Below are 18,473 nucleotides of genomic sequence, written 5' to 3'. Positions count from 1 at the left end.
AACTGCTGTTATGCGGTTCCAACCGGCAGATCTATCGGCCCGAACGGAATGGGCGTATGTACTCGTTCACGTTCTCTTTAAGTCAATATGTTATCACAAAATTCGGCATAAGACTACCTATTGGAGGTCAAGCTCCTTTGTCGCAGAGCAAACCAGATTAATTTAAAAATTGTAAGCGCTATAATTGAAGCAATGAAAATAAGCAGGATCCAAAAGACGGCGGCTAGCCATGGCCAGTCATCAAAAGGTCCGCGGTATATGACAAAAACCGAGTCATGATAACCGAAATCATCTTTATGACTATCCGTACGAAACAAGGTCTGTACAAGGCTATTGTTCGTCAAAACGAGGATTCCCACAACCACTAAACCAAGCAAACCGCCTTGCCATATCGTTCCTTTGACACTCATTGTTACACCTCCTATCCTCGCAATCGCTGGATGGAATAATATCTATCTGATATTTTACCATTAGTACGCGAAACAAGCTGCCGGTCCTTGACGACCGGCAGCTTGTTTTTTCACATCCTCATTTAGATCTTAACCGGCATCTGCTGCTCGTCCCGCTGCTTCTTCGTCAAAGCGAAATACAGGCTCGTCAGAAGAACAAAGATCACAACGTAAAAGGCAAGCCGTCCGGCCTGCGACCACATATGAGCGAAATCGCCGCTCGAGATCACATCCCTGTAGCCGCGGATGCTGTAGGTCATCGGCAGCCAAGGATTCATCGCCTGCGCCCAGCCAGGCAGCAGCTCATACGGGAAGGTGCCCGCGCTTGAGACAAGCTGGAAGATCATGAGCAGCAGCACAATGAACCGGCCGGGATTATCGAGCCAGGTCACAAAAGTCTGAACAACAAACATAAAAGTAAATCCGGTTAATACGGTGTACAGATAAAATAGCGGCACGCTCTGCACCTTTAATCCCAGCACGTATAGAATTACCGTGCTTAATATGAGCGATTGCGCAAGACTCATCACGCCGAACGTAAGCAGCTTGCTGAGGAACAAAGGAAACCCGTCCGCTTCTTCATCCGCCGATCGCCTAGCCGAGAACATCGTCGTGAAAACAAGCGAGCCCGCAAACAAGGCCATGGACAGAAAATACGGAGCGATCCCGTTCGCGTACAGCCTCACCTTGCGGTCGTCATTCGCCACAATTGCAACCGGCTCGGCAATCATCTGGATCGTCTTCTCGTCCGCCTTGAGGCTGGCAGTCTGCTCGGCGGCGCTGGCCAGATTGTCCGCCAGCTGCTGCGAGCCGGATGTCAGCTTATCGGCTCCGGTTGTCAGCTCGCCCGCGCCGGATGCCAGCTGCGAAGCCCCGCTTGCAAGCGAAGCGCCGCCGGCCTCGAACTGCGAGATGCCGGACTTCAGCTTCTCCGACCCTTGCGCCAGCTGCGCCGCGCCCTGTCCAAGCTGCTTGCCGCCCGATACAAAGGCCGGGAATCGGGCCGCCATCTGCGATAAGCCGTCGCGCAGCTGGTTCTGCGCCGTCGCCAGCTGCGAGGCGCTTTGCAGCAGCTTGCTCTGACCGGCGCTAAGCTGCTTGCTGCCCGCAAGCAGCTTCTGCTGTCCGGCATTCAAGGTGCGGCTGCCCGCAAGCAGCTGCTGCTGGCCCTTGCTCAGCTCCTTCGCGCCGCCAGCTACCGCCTGGCTTGCCGCCAGCAGCTTCTGCATTGCCGGATCGGCTGCCAAGTCGGCATTGCTGTCCGCCAGCTGCTTGAGGCCCGCAGCTAACTGGGCGCTGCCGTCGGCCAACGTATCGCTGGCGGCAGCCGATGCGGTCAGCCCCGTCTCCAGCTGCTTGCTGCCGGCTGAGGACTGCTGCAGGCCGGAGTACAGATCATCCGTCCCGCTCTTGGCGGACTGGATTCCGTCCTTCAGCTGCTCCGATCCATCCGCCAGCTTATCAGCCCCCTGCTTCAGCTGCGTGGAAGCCGCGCCTAGCTGCGAGGCCCCGGATGATAAAGTCCCCGCGCTGCTGCTTAGCTTCGACAGCCCCGCGTTCAGCTCCGATGTCCCGCTTTCCAGCTGGCTGACGCTGGCGTGAAGCTTGGCCGCACCGCCTGACAGCTCCTGCAGCTTGCTGCTTAGCGTCCCCGCTCCACCCTTTAATTGCACTGCGCCGTCACGCAGATCAAAAGCCCCGGCCGCCAGCCTGGAAAGGCCGCTCGAAAGCTCCGAGAATTGAGAGAGCATGCTTCTCGAATACGCCTCGGTCAGATTTTGCGACAGCCTGTTTCGCAGCTCCTTTGTCGCATTTTCGCTGATCTGCCCGGATATAAAGTTATAAAAGCTGTTCGATTCGAAGATAATATCCGCCTTCTGCGGCGTGTCGCTTGTTAAAGAAGACGCATTCTCGGAGAAATTGTCCGGGATCGTAATCGTCGCGTAATACCGGTTGCTGACCATCCCCTCGCGGGCGGCCTGCTCGCTGACGAAGCTCCAGTCGAAGGTCTCGTTCTCCTTCAGCTCCTTCACGAAATCATCGCCGACATTCATCGCTTTCCCTTGATATTCCGCGCCTTTATCCAGATTAACAACGGCAACCGGCAAATTCTGAAGCTTCCCGTAAGGATCCCAATTCCCCTTGATCAGGAACCCGGCGTACAGCATCGGCACGATAGATACGCCAAGAAACGTAATGATAAGCATCCTGTTTTTCAGAAAATAACCCAAGTCCTTCTTAAACACTCGAAACGAATTAGCCAATTCGGATCCATCCTTTATCTGTCATTCTTCGTGCCCCTATTGTTTCCTATGCCTTCCACTTCCATTCGACAGCTATTGCATTTACAATCTCGTACACTTTAATAGAGGACTACATTTTGAAGGGATGCGATGCTGATGAGTCGATGGAAAATCGTTGTGCCGCTGCTAATCGGTTGTCTCTTTGCCTTTGCAATAACCGGCTATGCCGCCTCCCAGGCGGCGTACGAAGAAGCCGAGCAGTCATGGGCCGCCCCGGCATTAAAAGAATGGCTCGATCTCGGATGGCTGCAGGGCTATCCGGACGGAACGATTAAACCGGAGATGCCCGTAACCCGGGCGGAGATGATATCGATGATCAACAGAGCTTTCGAATTGAGCGATACGGCTCCCTTCTTTTATCAAGACGTCCAGACGTCCGACTGGTTTTATACCGAAATAGGCAAAGCCGTTCAGGCAGGCTACATACCCGAGGGAGGCAACGGCCGGATAAGACCGGAGCAGATCATTACTAGGGAGGAAGCGGCGCTTATGCTTGCGACCCTTGTTCAGCTGGAGCTTCCGAGAGAACAGGATACCCCGTTCAAGGACAATGATCGGATTCAGGAAGCAAGCCGCGGAGCCGTTGCGAACTTAGCGGAAAAGGGGATTGTGCAGGGTTACCCGGACGACACCTTCCGGCCTGCCGAGCCAGTCACCCGTGCAAGCGCTGTCAGCATGATCGACAGATTGCTGAAGTCCGGCATCGTGAACCGGACTTACTCGGCGCCGGGTACCTATGGCCTTGAATCCGCCGTCGAGACGGTGTACGGAGACGCTACGATAGCAGCTCCTGATGTTACTTTGCGAGATTTGCATATTAAAGGGGATTTGATTATCAAGAGCGGCAGCGAAGGTTACCGCCTTATCGATGTCACGGTGGATGGCGACACCATTAGCTGACATCAGCTTGCCTATAGCATTGTTTTCCGGTTATTTGGTACTATTAGTCTAAAAAACAGAAAAAGGAAAATACGCGATGTCTTCAACCTCATTAGAATCTATTGCTTACCGCGAAATCCGGGAACGGATTATGCGGGCTGAATATATGCCGGGTTCCATGCTATCGGAGAACGAGCTTGCCGCGCAGCTTGGCATGAGCAGAACGCCGGTCCGCGCCGCTATCTCCCTGCTTGAACGGGAAGGGCTTGTAGGCTCCTTCCGGGGACGGGGGGTTATGGTAAAGGAAGTATCCGCCCATGAATTCAGCGAGATGTATGAGGTTCTTGTCTCCATGCAGCTGTTCGTGCTGGACACGGCCGCCAAGCGGCAGTTAACGTTCGATATTGCATCCATGGAACAATTACTCGAGCAGCAGCAATCGGCCTTGGAGCAAAAGGATTATTACGGCTACTACAACAGCACTTTGCAGTTTACCGAAACCATTCTGAAGACGATCCATAACGAAAGCATGCTGCAAATTATGGAGCTGTACCGCGGCCGTTACGTGTTCAGCACCGTATCCTACCGCATCAAATACCCGCAATATCAGCCAAGCCGTTCCATTCAAACGAACCGCAGTATTCTGGAAGCGATCAAAAGCGGCGATATCGCCGCGGCTAAAGCCGCCGTCGCCTCGCAATACTCGGATACCCATGAGCATTTCATTCTCCATGGTCTAATGAAATAAATCGTTTATTCAAAAAAAGCCATGAACTCCTATGTCGGAATTCATGGCTTTTGGTTTATCGCGCTTTCCTCTTCCTCCGATGGTAGATCAACCACCCCATCCAACCGAGCCCCAGCGCGAGCAGTACGCCAAGCAGCACGATATAAGACAGATGGAACAGGGATTCATTCATTTGGGTAACCTCCTTAAACGCCAGCTCTTACCCAAATAGGATGAATCTAACGAGCCAAATTATACGGCTGCCTTGAATGCTTTCACCAGATCATCCGCGCTCTCCGAGATGACGAAGAGGACGTAGTTGCCCTGCACGACAATTTTGTAGTTTTTCGCATTCTCGTACTGATCCTGCAAATACGATTCGAACTGCTTCTGAACCGCTTCGGCACGGCTGACCATGCCCTTCTTCACGGCATCGATATCCTTCACCTTCTTCACCTTAAACACGGCAATCTCGTTTGTCTTTACGTTCATAAGCGGCATGCGGCCGGAGTAATCGGCAAGCGTCGAGGTATCGATGCCATACATGTTCTTCACGTCATCGGCGGTCATGGCGATCAGGGCAGGCTGCTCGACCGCCTTCAGCATCGCATCGATGACATCACTTGCCGCAGCATCCGCTGACGGGCTCGGGCTTGGCTTGACGGTTGGCTTCGGTGTTGGCTTCGGCGTCGGCTTTGGCGTAGCGGACGGCTTCGCGCTTGGCGAAGGCGTTGCCGCCGGCTTCTTTGCCGGCTCGGAAGGCTTCGCGCTAGGTGCCGGTTCCTTCGACGCTGCCGGCGTCTGGCTTGGTTCGGCTGAAGCGCTTGGCGAAGGAGCCGGGCTTGCGCTAGCCGCCGGACTTTCGGCCGGAGTCTCCGATGCCTCTTCGCTTGGCTGCGCATCCGGGCTTGCGGACGGGCTTTCTTCCGCGGGAGCCGTAGCCGTAGGAGTTGGCGAAGCTGCCGTATTATTGCTGCTGTTATTGTTATTGCCGCCGCAGGCGCTGAGCACGCCGCCCATAATCATAGTCGTGAGAAGAAGAATGATGGCACGTTTTTTCATGTAAGAACTCTCCCTTGTTATATCGATTATTTGTTGAGCTTAAGAATCTCTTTGTTCTCCGAGAAGGTTGCCGTATTAAACAGCATCAGCGTGCGGCTGATGCCGTTCGCTTTCCTGTATTCGCTAATGCTGCCGTTGTAGTAGCGCATGTCAATGACATGAATTTCTTTGACATGCTGCGTCAGGAAAGGCAGGACGCTATGGGCATACGAATCCTTGACCACAAGCAGCTTGTCCAGATCCTCTTCGCCCTCCGGAATATCGCTTGTCAGCGTCATAAGCGCATGAACGCCGCCGAGGAAATACGAGTATTTATCTTTTTTCGCGAGGAAGCTCTCGTCGTACAAACTGTCCGTGGTTCTATCGGTATCCGCTACGTATACCGACGTGGGCACCGGTTTCTTCGGCATAAATACCTGCAGCAGGTCCGGCTTCGCCAGGCTGAATTGTCCGCGCGTATGGTAGCTCCCGAGGAAGGAATCGCTTACGGTCTTGACCGTATAATCCGACATCGGATGCGGGGTCCATCCCATCTGCTTCGCATACGCCTCATAAGCGTAATAAGCGCCCAACGTCGTCCAGTGATGGTCGGTCCGGTAATAAATCGGGTCGGAGACATGCGGCTTCAGAACGTCGAACCCGTTGATATACGTCAGATTGGCAGATCCCTGCAGCTCTTCCCCTACCGCTGCGTTCACCTGATCCTGCCGGTCATGCGGCGCTTTCCAAGGAAGCTTATCCGGATAAAGACCAATGGATGTCGGCGCAAGCAGGAACGTCAATTTGGAGTCCGGACTAGAGGCGGCGAAGCCCTTTACGGCATCCGTATATTGGGCGAGCAAGGCCGGATCCGGCTTCGTAAACTTCTCGAATAGATAACCTTCCTTCCCTTTGTAAATCCCGTTGTTCTCCTGCTGAAGCCGCAGCTGCTCGGAGAGCGACTTCACCCACACCCACTGCCCGCGAAGCGGAAAATGGTCCGTAACGAACGTTTCCGCCTCTTCCGCGAACTGCTTGGAAAGCAGCGTGTCCCAGGTCAGCTTGGGCTCCGCCTGCAAATAGCGGTTCTCGAGCTCGGAGAACTTCCTTGCCGGCGAGAATAGAAAGATCAGAGCGAGAACAAAGAGCGTCACGATAAACCAGATGGCGAGCAGACGGTCGGTTTGTTTTTTCATCATGGATGTCCCCCTTGCTGTCAGAAACGGAAATACAGGAACGGATTAAAGGTCGCGTCGACGAGATAAGAGACGGAGAGGAAGAACAGGACAATGAGCCAAGCAAAGCCGGCCAGCGATCGGACGGGCGATAAGCTGCCGCTCCCCAGCGCGGACGTCATCCTCTTCCTCCAGGCGATCGAGGCTAGTACAAGCACCGCGAGCAAACCCAGGTTCGTGTACAAGAAGTAAACAGTCCCGGCATTCCAGACCGGCTGGCCGTTTAGGCCAAACATCGCTTTCAGATAACCGCCAACCTTCGGCAGCTCGTCAAAGGCGAAGAGCACCCACCCGATTAGGATCAGCAGGCTGGCGTAGACATGCCGGATCCAGCGCGCCGCGCGGGCGAGCAGGCGTAGACCGGCCCATTTTTCGAAAATAAGAATAACGCCGAAATACAAGCCCCACAGCATGAAGTTCCATGCCGCCCCATGCCAGATCCCGGTCAGAAGCCAGACAATCAGGATATTGCGGAGCTGCTTCGGCAGACCCTTCCGATTGCCGCCAAGCGGAATATAGACGTAATCCCGGAACCAGGTGCCTAGCGATATATGCCATCTGCGCCAGAAGTCCGTAATGCTCTGCGCCGTGTAAGGCTTATTGAAGTTCTCGTTGAACCGGAACCCGAACATAAGTCCCAGCCCGATTGCCATATCCGAATAGCCGCTGAAATCGAAATAGATCTGGAACGCGAAAGCGATAATGCCCAGCCATGCGGTGAGCACCGGCAGCGTGCCCGCATCGGCGTCCGAAATCGCATGCCAGAGCAGGCCGATGTTGTTGGCCAGAAGCACTTTTTTGGCCAGGCCGATAATAAAGCGCCTTACTCCTTCCGCAAACATCTCCATCGTCACGCGGTGTTCCTTCAGCTGCTCCGCCAGCGTGTTGTACTGCACGATTGGCCCCGCAACAAGCTGCGGGAACAAGGCTACAAACGTACCGAAGTCTATCCAGTTCCGCTGGGCTTTCGCCGTTCCCCGATACACGTCGATAATGTAGGACATCGATTGGAACGTATAGAACGAGATGCCGATCGGCAGCGCCAGTTCCGTGAGCGGAATATCCGTGCCCAGCAGGGCGTTCACGTTGCGGATCGCAAAGTCGGCGTACTTGAAATACGACAGCAGCGCCAGGTTCACGATAACCGAGGCGACGACAATCGCTTTGCGCCGCTTCGCTCCCCATTCCGGCCGGCTTAACAGGAGACCAAAGCTGTAGTCGGTCACCGTCGAGATCAGCATAATGACGATATAGACCGGCTCGCCCCAGGCGTAGAAGGCAAGGCTGGCCAGGAACAGAATCAGATTCTTTCCTCGTCGCGGCGACAGCCAGTAGAGCAGGAATACCGCCGGCAAAAAAATAAACAGGAATAACAGGCTGCTAAATACCATAGCCGGTTAATTCACTGTCCACAATCCGCCCCAGGCGGCAGGTTTCAATGGAGCTTTCCATAATTTCACGTCCAGCACTCTCCTCGATGTGGGTAATGATATCGCATACATAACAGTGCTACTGACGCGGATTCGGACAAGAAGGTTACAATTTGCCGCAAAATAACAGCAAAAAAAAGAGCATCCTCTTAAGGAGGATGCTCTTCGCAAGACCATCATTCTATTGTCTAAGCGTCTTAAGCGCGCCGCTCCAGGCAAGAACCTGGTCCAGCATGCCGTTTACGTTCGTCAGATGAAGATCGGCTGGCTTGAATACCGAACCGTTCTCAAAATCCGTGAACAGCGACAGCGCCGGGTGAACGCGTACGTCCGCGATCGACAGCTCGCCAAGAATGCCGCGAAGATGCTCTGCCGCGCGAGCGCCGCCCACCGATCCGTAGCTCACGATGCCGGCTGCTTTGTTGTTCCAAGCTTCACGCGCGAAATCGAGCGCGTTTTTCAAGGAACCCGTGATGCTGTGATTGTATTCCGCTACGATAAACACAAAACCGTCGAGGCCCGCCAGCTTCGCATTCCAAGCGCCTGCTTGCTCCGAAGCATCCACTTCGCCAAACAGCGGCAGCTTATAGTCGGCAACGTCTACGATCTCGTAGTTGGCATCGCCGCGTTTATCGGCAACACCTTTCACCCATTCGCCTACTTGCGGACATACGCGCCCCTGGCGCGTGCTTCCCAAAATAATCCCGATATTCAGCTTAGACATGATAGACCTTCTTTCTTAGAGTTAGTTAAACGATTTGAATCTTGCACTATCGTTTCCATATCATTCCTTCTCTATGCAGGGGTCTAAATCCTTTCCAAAGACTGCCTTAAATTCTCGTAAAGTTTGGCGGCTGCCGGAGATAAAGGCGCGGCATGGCTGACCAGCCCCATCAGCATGTCTATGGATACGTCCTGAAGCTCCCTTATTCGCGTACCCTGGGGCAATGGCTCCAGGGCGGTTAGCGGAACAAAGGCAATGCCAAAGCCATTTGCCACATAATGCCTTAGCGCCGTCATGCTGCCGATCTCCATCGTCTCGATCGACAAAGGCCCGTTATCCTGCAGAACCCTCTCGAGCTTCTTCCGGTAGGGGCAGTTCGCCGCCGTAATAAGCAGCCGGTGCCCTTCCAGATCGCTAAGCCTGATGCGTTCCAAGTCGGTCAGCGGATGGTTCGCCGGAAGCAGCAAGACAAACTTTTCTTGAAACAGGGGGTGAAAATATAATTCCTCGCTGGATTCCGGCGTAGAGCAGAACGCAAAATCCAATTCGCCTTGTCTTAGCCGGTTCACCAGCAGAGGCGTGCTGGCGATCTCCAGAGATACGTCAACCTTCGGATGCCCGTTCATAAAAGCCATAAGCAGCTGCGGCAGCCTAGTGCTGGCCGTTGGCTCCGTTACGCCAAGCCTCACCTTTCCGGCTTCGCCGTTTTGCAGCTCGACCAGATTGCTCTGCAGCCGTTCCATCCGGCGGACAATATCCAGGCTCTGCTCATAGAAGAGCCTTCCCGCTTCCGTCAGACTGACCTTCTTCCCCCGCTCAAACAATCGGACGCCAAGATCCGCTTCCAGCCTCTGAATCTGCATCGTCACCGTGGACTGGGCATAGCTCAGCTCCTCCGCCGCTTGATGGAAGCTGCCATGCCGGACAATGGCATGCAGCGTCTTTAAAGTCTTCAAATCCATTCGTCTCATTCGCCCCCGGATTTATTCAAAATTTTTGAACAATTCCTTCATTTAATTCAATTATACAAATCAAACAGCGACTTATACAATGACATTAAACGAAGAATCAAGGAGGTCATCAGATGGAACTGAAGCATAAAACAGCGCTTGTAACCGGGGGAGGAACGGGAATCGGACGGGCAACCAGTCTGGCATTGGCCAGCAAGGGGGCGGCTGTTGCCGTTAACTATTCGCGCTCCGCGCGGGAAGCGGAAGAAACCGTACAGCTTATTCAGAGCTTAGGCGGGAAGGCGATGGCGATTAGGGCGGATGTATCGAAGGATCAGGAGGTCAAAGACATGGTCGAGACTATCGTCCAACGCTTTGGCTCCTTGGATTTGCTAGTGAACAATGCCAGCATCACCCGCCACATTCCGTTCCCCGACCTGGACGCCGCAACCGGCGAAGTGTGGGACGAACTGTTTGACGTCAACGTTAAAGGCATGTTTTATTGCGCAAGGGCAGCTGCCCCCCATATGAAAAAGCAAGGACGAGGCGCCGTCGTTAACATCGGCAGTATCGCCGGTGCAACCGGCTTAGGCTCGTCCTTGCCTTATGCCGTATCCAAAGCCGCCGTCCACGGCCTAACTAAATCCCTCGCGCGGGCTTTGGCTCCTCATATCAGAGTCAATTGCGTAGTGCCGGGTGCCGTCGCAACGAGATGGTGGGCCGGCCGGGAGGAACAAATGTCGCAGCTCGCCCCGAATCTGCTTCTGCGGCAGATCTCGACACCCGACGATATCGCGCAGCTGATCTGCGCTTCGCTGGAGCAGGAAGCCATGACCGGCCAGATGATGACCGTCGACAGCGGCCAAACGTTGTAGGCCTATTTCACGATCTCCTTGTACTTCCCTGTGCTTGTAATCTTGACGGTAACCAACACGCGGCCAAGGGAATGCTCATTCAGGAAGTAAAATCCTCCCTTGGTCAGCTGGTGGAACAGACGCGAGTGCTCCCGGTACAGCGTCTCTTCCAGTTGGAACGGATCGCAATGCTTAGCTAGAGCAGCGCGATACGTTTCTCTAATCTCTGCTTCTATCGCCTCCTCAGCCTTCTTTTCCATCACCCCGATCGTTGCATTGTCGGAATCTCTGACCGTTCCTTTTGCCGTAACCTTGAGATCGAACTTGACATCCCCATTGCTCTGTACTTTCGGAATAACTCTCATACCGGGATGCTCGAACTGAATAGCTCCTTTACGACCGTCCTCCAAGGGCACTTGAAGGGTCGTCTTGCTGATCTTCTCCGTAGCCCATCTCAGCCCCTTGAGCTCGTCCAAGGACATCCAGTTCACCACCCTGCCCTTATCGAAGAAATACGCTCCATTCATCTCAAACATCCCGCGTCCGGCCTTTTCCTCCAGCCATGTGTGCCTGTTAATCGAAATGGAAGGGATATAAAGCGAGTTGCCGGGCTCATTCATATTGGCAATCAGCCGGTTGCCGTAAGAGGCAATGACGTATGGGCTCTGGGTGCGATTCTGCACGCCGGTGAACATGATGGTATCCAGAGGGGACAAATTAAAGAGCGACTTTTGCGTCAAAATGTCCTCCATCTTCTCCTTCGTGCCGAATACAAGCACGTTATACCGGATCTCATAATGCCGGTTTAACGTTGCATAGGTTTCCTTTCCTCCTCTCTTCATCAGATTCTCGCTCAGGACAACAGCCTTCAGATGTCCCCAGAATAAAGGAAACTGCGAGGTTTCGTTCGTATCGGCAAGCGACAGGGCAAGCGTTTCTCCGTGCCCCTTTCCGATCCAGATCGGCACCTGCTTGCCCAGTGACGTATTCTCGGATCTCGCGATATTGGAGAAGTTAAGCACCTGTACATACGTCTTATATTCGCCATTCTCGTAATCCACGCCAAGCGCGGTCACATAGGCCATATTCTGAATATCCCTCGAGTTTGTGCAGCTTGGAAGAAGGCAAATACCCAGCAAGCAAACTAATAGTTTTCCGATAAGCAGCCGCATCCTATTCCACTCCTTTACCGCTCGTCATCCTGATTTTGCAGGAGACCCGGACGCCGTTTCATTAAGAACCAAGGTAGCCTGAGAAACGAGGCTACGACATCCTTAATTTTTAGCGGCGATAGAGGAGCTAGATAACTTACCCCAAACGACTGCTGGCTTCCCATAAGCGCAATAAAGATGACAATCCCGAGAATGACCCCATACATGCCGAGGAAGGAAGACAGCAGGAAAAAGAACAGCCGGATAATGCTCACGACCGTGCTTAACGACTGGTTGACCAGCGTTACCCCCGAGACCGCGGTAATCGCGCCGATTACAACGACCGACGGCGACACTAGCCCCGCGCGGATCGCGGCGTCGCCAATGATGAGACCGCCTATCGACGTTAAGGTCTGACCGATGGAAGTCGGCAGCCGGACGCCGGCCTCGCGGAAGATCTCCAGCAGCATCAGCAGAATAAACATCTCCATCTGGGCGGAGAAAGGCAGTCCGAGCCGGGAGACCGAGATGGTCGCCATAATCCGGAACGGCAGCTGATCCTGATGAAAGGCCATAAGCGCTACCCAAATTCCAGGCAGGAAGACGGTAAGGAATAGACTGATGATCCGAATTAACCGGGCAAAGGAAACGTAAGTGTAGTTGAAATGGATATCCTCCGGCGATTTAAGCAGCAAGCTTAATCCTGCAGGCCCTACGATTACAAGCGGATTGCCGTCCATAACAATAAGGAACCTCCCGGAAAGCAAGGAGTTGACGCAATAATCCGGTCTCCCCGTATAATCCAGCAGCGGGAGAAGCTTGTATTTCGAGCCGGTTAACATCTCCTCCAGCTGGTTAATGCTGTAGAGACCGTCCGTATCGATGGATTGCAGGCTTTTATGTACCGCATTTAATATTTTCGGATTAATAATATCCTCGAAATAGAGCAGGGACAGCCTTGTCTTTGTCCGCTTGCCGATCGTATATTCCTTTACATGCAAAGAATGGCTGCGCAGCCGTTTGCGAATGAGCGCTACATTGACGGACATATCCTCGATAAAGCCGTCCTTGGGGCCTTTAATGGAAATTTCCGTGCTGGATTCGCTTGGCATCCGCTGCGGGCGGTCGCTGATCCCCATATTGAAATAACGCTTCTCCTGAACAAAATAAAGAAATAATCCCCCTTCGAAAATAATTTCATCTATTTCTTCCACGGTAGGGATTCCTTTATAAGCGAACAGAGACAGCCGGGAAATCATCTGATGGATATCTTCTGTCGAAGCCTTTCCGGTTGCTTCGTAATACTCGGTAAGAACAGGAAGGACAAACTCATGAATTTGCCCCGTATCGCAAAGAGCATTCGCGTATACCAGTACAACGGAAGGCCTGTCGCTAGCCCCGAACCGGCATGGCTTGACGAATACGTCGGCCGACCCCTGATATAGCTGTTTCAATCGTTCTTCGGTCCAGCTTGCGCTGCCTGCGGCTGCCGTCATTGAGGTTCATCCTTCCGGTATGGTTTGGAGAACAAAGTGATGACCATCCAAGTCAGTGTTATAACCAGCAGAATAACAAGCGATATAGGCAAAAACACTTTGTACATCCACTGGTAATAGGAATAATCATTCGTGCGCATGATGCCAATAAAGATATAGCTGGACATAATAATAGCCGTCGTCCATTTGCGGACCTTTCCCTTCATTTTCAGAACATCGGTCAAGAGGTACACCGCTATGCAAATGCGAATGCAAGCCCCCGACATCCACTGAAAGATCGAGAAGAAATCAACATGCTCGATATATTGCCCCACCTTCACGAGACGCCACTGTTCGTAAGGGGAAGTCATCTGATTGGCTGCTTCCTTAGGACCGAATTCGGTAATCGCCCCAACGATTGGCCCCAGCATGATTCCTACGATAAACAGGCCGTAGACGAGAACGTGCCACGTCTTGATTTTTTCGCTAAGCCTATGCTGCAGCAGAAGCAGGAAGATAACCTCGACATAACCGCTTGACGCATACAAGATGCCGCCGGCAACAGGCGCCCACCCGTGCTCCAGAATCGGGGTTAGCAATCTATAGTCTTTTTCGGAGTGGTTAAAGACGGCGACAAATACCCCCAGTACGCAGACAAAGGGAAACAATACGCCCGCGGTTATCGCAATTGAGCGGAGACCCCATACCGTTATGAAAAAGCAGATAATAACCAGAGTAAGAGCAAGCGCCAGAGCCGGGGAGGCCGGCAGGTAGTTGGTCGTATTCCATTTCACGGTATGGAGGACGGTTGTTGCGCCGATCACATACAAAATGACGCAGACCGGAATAATCAGAATCCACGACACAATGGGATGCGTCTTATCCGAAATCCACTTCTGCCACTTCTGCTGGCCGGACTTCTTCATCATCCATGCAAGCAGCAGGCACAATACTAAATAAACAGCCCCTGTCAAGATAACCGTAATCCAAGCATCCCGCCCGGAAGCGTCAAGCAGCATCGGATTAACAATGACATGATTGACAAGGCCGTTCGTCAAAGCAAAAATCATTAGCAATTGGGCGATATTGATTTTCTTGGTCGTTCCACTCATAAGCAGATCATTCCGTTCCTGATATCCCTTTCGTACAGGGAAAAAGATAGGTTATTCATTCCCAACTGTGATGCCAAATTATTCATGAAGGAATGAAGAAAGGCTCTCCGAGGATGGAGAGCCTTTCTTTAATGCCCCTCTATGGGGCGCTGTTCGATTAGCGGTTTTAGCCGGTTCTCCCATATCCACGTCGGATTGTATTGCCGGCGGATGATGGTCTTGGCCTGAATAACCGGGTTATTCCCTATCAGACTGGCGATCCGATCCGCATGCTCGCGCAAATACGCCTCCTCCGAGGGAAGGTAGGTCTCTCTCGTATCCATGCCGAACCCCTTTGCATTCCACCTCATAAAATACGCCTGGAGACGGCTGCCCAGCTCTTCCAATGCCGGTACCGCCTGATTCAGGACAAGCAGATTGCCCCGGCTGGCCGCCTCCAGCACAATAAGTCCAAACGATTCCGAATAGGAGGTGCATAGGAACAGATTGCTCAAGGTAAACAAATTCATGACCCCCGAATGCGGGAAGCCGTCCGGCCAGCCCAGGTCCGAGGTGAATACAAGTTCCTCCCCTCCAAGACCGTATTTCTCTCCTTCGCTTCTGATCATCCGTTTGTAAGCAGCCGGCTCGATATCGAGAGACGGAAAATCGCAAAAGATCATCTTCACCCGTTTACCCGACACCGATCCTATTGCCCCCAGCAGCGCAGCGGCTTTCTCCATCTGCTTGCCTGTCGTGAGCCGACCTGGATAAATCGCCAGAATATCCGGGGACAGCAGATCGGTCCGCGATCCAAGCCGCTGCACCTCTTCCCCCATCTCGCCGAACAGATTCAGGCTGTTCGGGATCGCTCTGCATCGCTCAAGCGGAACCTTGTACTGCTCTGCTAGCGCGGGTAATCCCGATTCCGCCGGGTACAGATAGGTGGTATTCGGCATCGGCAGAAATCTTGCTGAGAGAGGCCAGTCCATCCGCTGCGGCCTGACGGCCGGATAAGAATGCGTCATGGCCAGGAACCGAAGCCGGGGCAGCCGGGCCTGCACCTGGCGGACCGCAATATTATGAACGAGGTGCCAGCCCTGGTACAGGATGTCGTGAAGAAACACAACCTCCGCATCGGATAAGGCCTCGCATAGGCTGTCGGCGATGACTTCGGCCTCCTCGAAAAAGCTGGAATGAACCCTTCCAGCAGGCTGCGTATAATCCACCCAATGAATCTGCTTGCCATGCAGCCGGTTCGTTATTTTCACCCACTCGATCCGTTCGTCGCTATAGATGCCGTACCGCTCGGAATCCGGGCAGTCTTGACTGACGAGCACCTTGACGTCGGCTCCGCCGCCAAGCAGCATATGCAGATGCTCCTCCACAACGCTGACTAAGGAATAGGTCTTCGATAACCCGTTGAACATGGTCAGAATCGCTACTTTCAACGCCCGCCCCCCTTTTTTTCGCTTAAATACTGTCTTGTATGCCTGAATGAAAGGGATTATGCATAGGTATCTAAGGTGTGCATACCGAGGGCTGATAACGTACTTAGGAGGCGATAACGACAATGGCCTGTGTCAATCTGGGGATAGCCAATGGCTTCAATTTGTTTTTGTTTGGCGATCATACGCAATCCTTCGTTGATTCGGAGGGTAGAGTAGCCGTTGGCGGCAATGCGACATACAACAGCTATGGGGTTGGCGATAAGCTGCCCGTATCTACAACCAAAGCAGATCTCATCGTTCGGGGAAATATTGATATTACGGGAGGAACCAACTTCGCGGGGAATACCGTCATATTCCCTACCGGCACGGTCATTAACTATACGATGACCAATAATAACGGTGTACCCGGCCAACCCCTGGTAGGTACGCCCATTGATTTTGACGGGGCCGAACAATCGCTGGCGCAACTATCCCTTAACCTTGCCGCCTTGCCGGTCAACGGAACCATCGTTATTAACTTTGGAACCATATTCCTCGTTGGGACGGATCCGGCGCTTAACATATTTATGTTTAACGGAAACAACGTGGACGGCAACGGGCTGAGGCTGGATACGGCGGTCGGCATTAACATTATCGCTCCGGCAGGCTCGACCGTTCTTGTTAACATTGGAGATGATTCCGTCGGATTCGGAAGCTATCAGATCTTCCGCAACGGCGTTACGCCTAATCCTAGCGAAGGACAATTCATTCTCTGGAATTTCTATCAGGCTACTACCGCTTTTAATCAGAACTTGTCGATTCTCGGTTCGGTGCTGGCCCCATACGCGAACTGGGAAGCCATTGGCTTCGGCAATATTGAAGGAACGATGGTCGCCCAATCCCTCACCAATGTGGGGGGCACGCTGGAAGCCCATAACGTGCCGTTTATGGGCTGCCTGCCGGGAACGGTCGTGCCGACGACATCCACGACATCGACCACCACCTCGACGACTTCGACGACTTCTACAACGTCTACCTCAACAACTTCAACGACATCGACAACAAGCACAACATCAACGTCGAGCACGTCTTCTACATCAAGCACGTCCAGTACGACAACGGCTGTTCCCACCACTTCAACGACAACAACGACAACAACGCCCGTTCCTACCACTTCAACGACGACGACAACAACGCCTGTTCCTACCACTTCAACAACGACGACAACGCCGGCGGTGGTAACGGGGCCGATTATTACGGCGACCAAAACGCCAAATGTCTCAACCGCGCAGATCGGGGACACGATTACTTATACGATTACTGTTACCAATGTAGGGACCGCTCCGGGAGAAGCCCTGCTTGTTGAAATCCTACCGCCGGGTGTAGAGTTCATTCCCTCCAGCTTGCTTATCGACGGAGGGCGTTTCAGCGGGGTAGACATTACCCAGCAGGTGGCCATCGGTATCGTTAACGTGGGCCAAGTGGTGACGATCCAATTCCAGGCGTTTGTTACGGGCTATCCGCCCAACGGACAAATTAAGAATACCGGCTTTATCGTCACCGTTCCCCCAGGCACCGTGCCGGCAGCCTGCACGCCAGGAGACATTTCCTTTAATGGCATGCCGGGTATAACACCGGTTCCGGGGCTCATGCTCCCGGTTCTCCCTGTCTTTAAACCCGGCGTAACGCCAGCGCCGGGTCAGGTCCCGAATTTGGGGCCGATCACCGGGCCGGACGGAAGTGTGCTGCTGAACCAGCAGGTATCGGTTCCGGGCATTACCCTTACACCGGTTATCGGCCTGACCATACCGATTATTACGGGAACGGTCCAGCCCATCATCTCGACAAGCTTTGTTTCCGTCCCTTGGACTTCCGTCCCGAATGCGCCTAACTTGCTCATCTCTAAAGCCTTCCTCGATATATCCTTATTCGTGGGGCAGCGTATCACCTATACGATATTCGTCATTAATAACGGCAATGCCGTATCCGGCCGAACGACTCTAACGGATTTCCTTCCGTCCAATGCGGCCTTTATACCGGGAACGATCCGGGTGAACAACGTGCTTCGATTGGATGATAATCCGAGTGAAGGCATTAATCTCGGGCCGGTAGCTCCTAACCAAAGCATCTTCGTCCGGTTTGATGTGCTCGTAAGAGGAAGCGGCGCATTAACGAATACGGCCGTTGTAAAAGCCGATTTCCTGTTGCCGAATAACCAGATTCTATCGCAGACCTTCTCCTCCAATACCATATCGAATCCCGTGTCCATGATTCGGGCATCGGATTTCGCCTCTTTCCTTAAAACCGCCGACGCGCAAATCGTCAAGGTCGGGGAAAGCTATCACTATAATATTACGCTCACGAATCTGTCGTCGGACATTACGGCGAGCAATGTTATTTTCTATGACCCGCTGGACAATCAGCTTGCCTACGTTTCGGGAAGTCTGACCGTTGACGGCATTCCGCAGCCCGATCCGCAAGCCGGCATTCCGCTTGGCACAATCGCGCCGGGAGTCACGCGGAGACTTACCTTCCAGGTAAGCGTTCTGGCCGAGCCGATGGGCGGCATCATGATCAACCAAGCAGCCGTATTTTTCGAATTCCGGTTCGGCTCATCCTGCTTCCGTGCGGGTCTGCTTACGAACACGGTAAGGATTATCGTGGAGGAAGAAGAGGAATAACGCGTAGGCCAAAAAAGCCCAAAGACCCCTGCTTGAGAGGGGTCTTGGGCTTT

General features: G+C 53.3%; 15 protein-coding genes. 4 read left to right on the top strand and 11 right to left on the bottom strand.

The genetic code is table 11. From position 1 onward, the window contains the following. Positions 1–113: 113 nt before the first annotated feature. Together CFI03_RS04205 and CFI03_RS04200 are read right to left on the bottom strand one after the other, a co-directional pair. Complete coding sequence (locus tag CFI03_RS04205) at positions 114–410, bottom strand: hypothetical protein (protein WP_248756551.1); 297 nt, start codon at positions 408–410, stop codon at positions 114–116. Positions 411–532: 122 nt separating this feature from the next. Next, positions 533–2,713 carry a YhgE/Pip domain-containing protein gene (locus CFI03_RS04200; RefSeq protein WP_248756550.1) on the bottom strand — a complete coding sequence of 727 codons (2,181 nt, stop codon included), beginning with the start codon at positions 2,711–2,713 and terminating at the stop codon, positions 533–535. A 135-nt stretch (positions 2,714–2,848) separates the two neighbouring features. Between CFI03_RS04200 and CFI03_RS04195 the strand changes: the two genes are divergently transcribed. Further along, positions 2,849–3,652 carry an S-layer homology domain-containing protein gene (locus CFI03_RS04195; protein WP_248756549.1) on the top strand — a complete coding sequence of 268 codons (804 nt, stop codon included), beginning with the start codon at positions 2,849–2,851 and terminating at the stop codon, positions 3,650–3,652. 76 nt (positions 3,653–3,728) lie between these two features. Continuing rightward, entirely contained in the window at positions 3,729–4,379 is a 651-nt protein-coding gene (locus CFI03_RS04190) for a GntR family transcriptional regulator (protein ID WP_248756548.1), read from the top strand. Positions 4,380–4,610: 231 nt separating this feature from the next. On the opposite strand, the gene CFI03_RS04185 is transcribed toward CFI03_RS04190, so the two are convergent. The 5 genes from CFI03_RS04185 to CFI03_RS04165 form a co-directional block, all read right to left on the bottom strand. Next, positions 4,611–5,420: a DUF4358 domain-containing protein gene (locus tag CFI03_RS04185; protein WP_248756547.1), complete on the bottom strand. Its 810-nt coding sequence runs from the start codon at positions 5,418–5,420 to the stop codon at positions 4,611–4,613. A gap of 26 nt (positions 5,421–5,446) precedes the next feature. Continuing rightward, positions 5,447–6,598: a DHHW family protein gene (locus CFI03_RS04180; protein WP_248756546.1), complete on the bottom strand. Its 1,152-nt coding sequence runs from the start codon at positions 6,596–6,598 to the stop codon at positions 5,447–5,449. Positions 6,599–6,615: 17 nt separating this feature from the next. After that, positions 6,616–8,025, bottom strand: coding sequence for an MBOAT family O-acyltransferase (locus tag CFI03_RS04175; RefSeq protein ID WP_248756545.1), 1,410 nt, complete (start codon positions 8,023–8,025; stop codon positions 6,616–6,618). A gap of 220 nt (positions 8,026–8,245) precedes the next feature. Continuing rightward, on the bottom strand, positions 8,246–8,788 hold the full coding sequence (locus tag CFI03_RS04170) for an NADPH-dependent FMN reductase (protein WP_127494942.1): 543 nt from the start codon (positions 8,786–8,788) through the stop codon (positions 8,246–8,248). An 83-nt stretch (positions 8,789–8,871) separates the two neighbouring features. Next, positions 8,872–9,750 (bottom strand): LysR family transcriptional regulator, encoded by an 879-nt coding sequence (locus CFI03_RS04165; RefSeq protein WP_248756544.1) that lies wholly within the window; start codon positions 9,748–9,750, stop codon positions 8,872–8,874. Positions 9,751–9,872: 122 nt separating this feature from the next. On the opposite strand from CFI03_RS04165, the gene CFI03_RS04160 reads away from it, so the two are divergent. Continuing rightward, positions 9,873–10,613, top strand: coding sequence for an SDR family NAD(P)-dependent oxidoreductase (locus tag CFI03_RS04160; protein ID WP_248756543.1), 741 nt, complete (start codon positions 9,873–9,875; stop codon positions 10,611–10,613). A 2-nt stretch (positions 10,614–10,615) separates the two neighbouring features. Here the strand turns inward: CFI03_RS04160 and CFI03_RS04155 are convergent, their stop codons facing one another. The 4 genes from CFI03_RS04155 to CFI03_RS04140 form a co-directional block, all read right to left on the bottom strand. Continuing rightward, on the bottom strand, positions 10,616–11,764 hold the full coding sequence (locus tag CFI03_RS04155) for a Ger(x)C family spore germination protein (RefSeq protein WP_248756542.1): 1,149 nt from the start codon (positions 11,762–11,764) through the stop codon (positions 10,616–10,618). A gap of 14 nt (positions 11,765–11,778) precedes the next feature. Continuing rightward, on the bottom strand, positions 11,779–13,239 hold the full coding sequence (locus CFI03_RS04150; RefSeq protein ID WP_248756541.1) for a spore germination protein: 1,461 nt from the start codon (positions 13,237–13,239) through the stop codon (positions 11,779–11,781). Further along, positions 13,236–14,330, bottom strand: a complete 1,095-nt coding sequence (locus tag CFI03_RS04145; RefSeq protein WP_248756540.1) for a GerAB/ArcD/ProY family transporter — start codon at positions 14,328–14,330, stop codon at positions 13,236–13,238. The genes CFI03_RS04150 and CFI03_RS04145 overlap by 4 nt, the downstream gene beginning before the upstream one ends. A gap of 128 nt (positions 14,331–14,458) precedes the next feature. Continuing rightward, a complete protein-coding gene (locus CFI03_RS04140; protein WP_248756539.1) occupies positions 14,459–15,760 on the bottom strand; it encodes a glycosyltransferase family protein in 1,302 nt (433 codons plus the stop codon). A gap of 122 nt (positions 15,761–15,882) precedes the next feature. On the opposite strand from CFI03_RS04140, the gene CFI03_RS04135 reads away from it, so the two are divergent. Beyond that, positions 15,883–18,420 (top strand): choice-of-anchor A family protein, encoded by a 2,538-nt coding sequence (locus tag CFI03_RS04135; protein WP_248756538.1) that lies wholly within the window; start codon positions 15,883–15,885, stop codon positions 18,418–18,420. Positions 18,421–18,473: the final 53 nt, after the last annotated feature.

This window comes from Paenibacillus sp. ATY16 (assembly GCF_003399985.2).
GTDB classification, from domain to species: domain Bacteria; phylum Bacillota; class Bacilli; order Paenibacillales; family Paenibacillaceae; genus Pristimantibacillus; species Pristimantibacillus glycanilyticus.
This window is presented reverse-complemented; position numbering and strand designations above follow the sequence as displayed.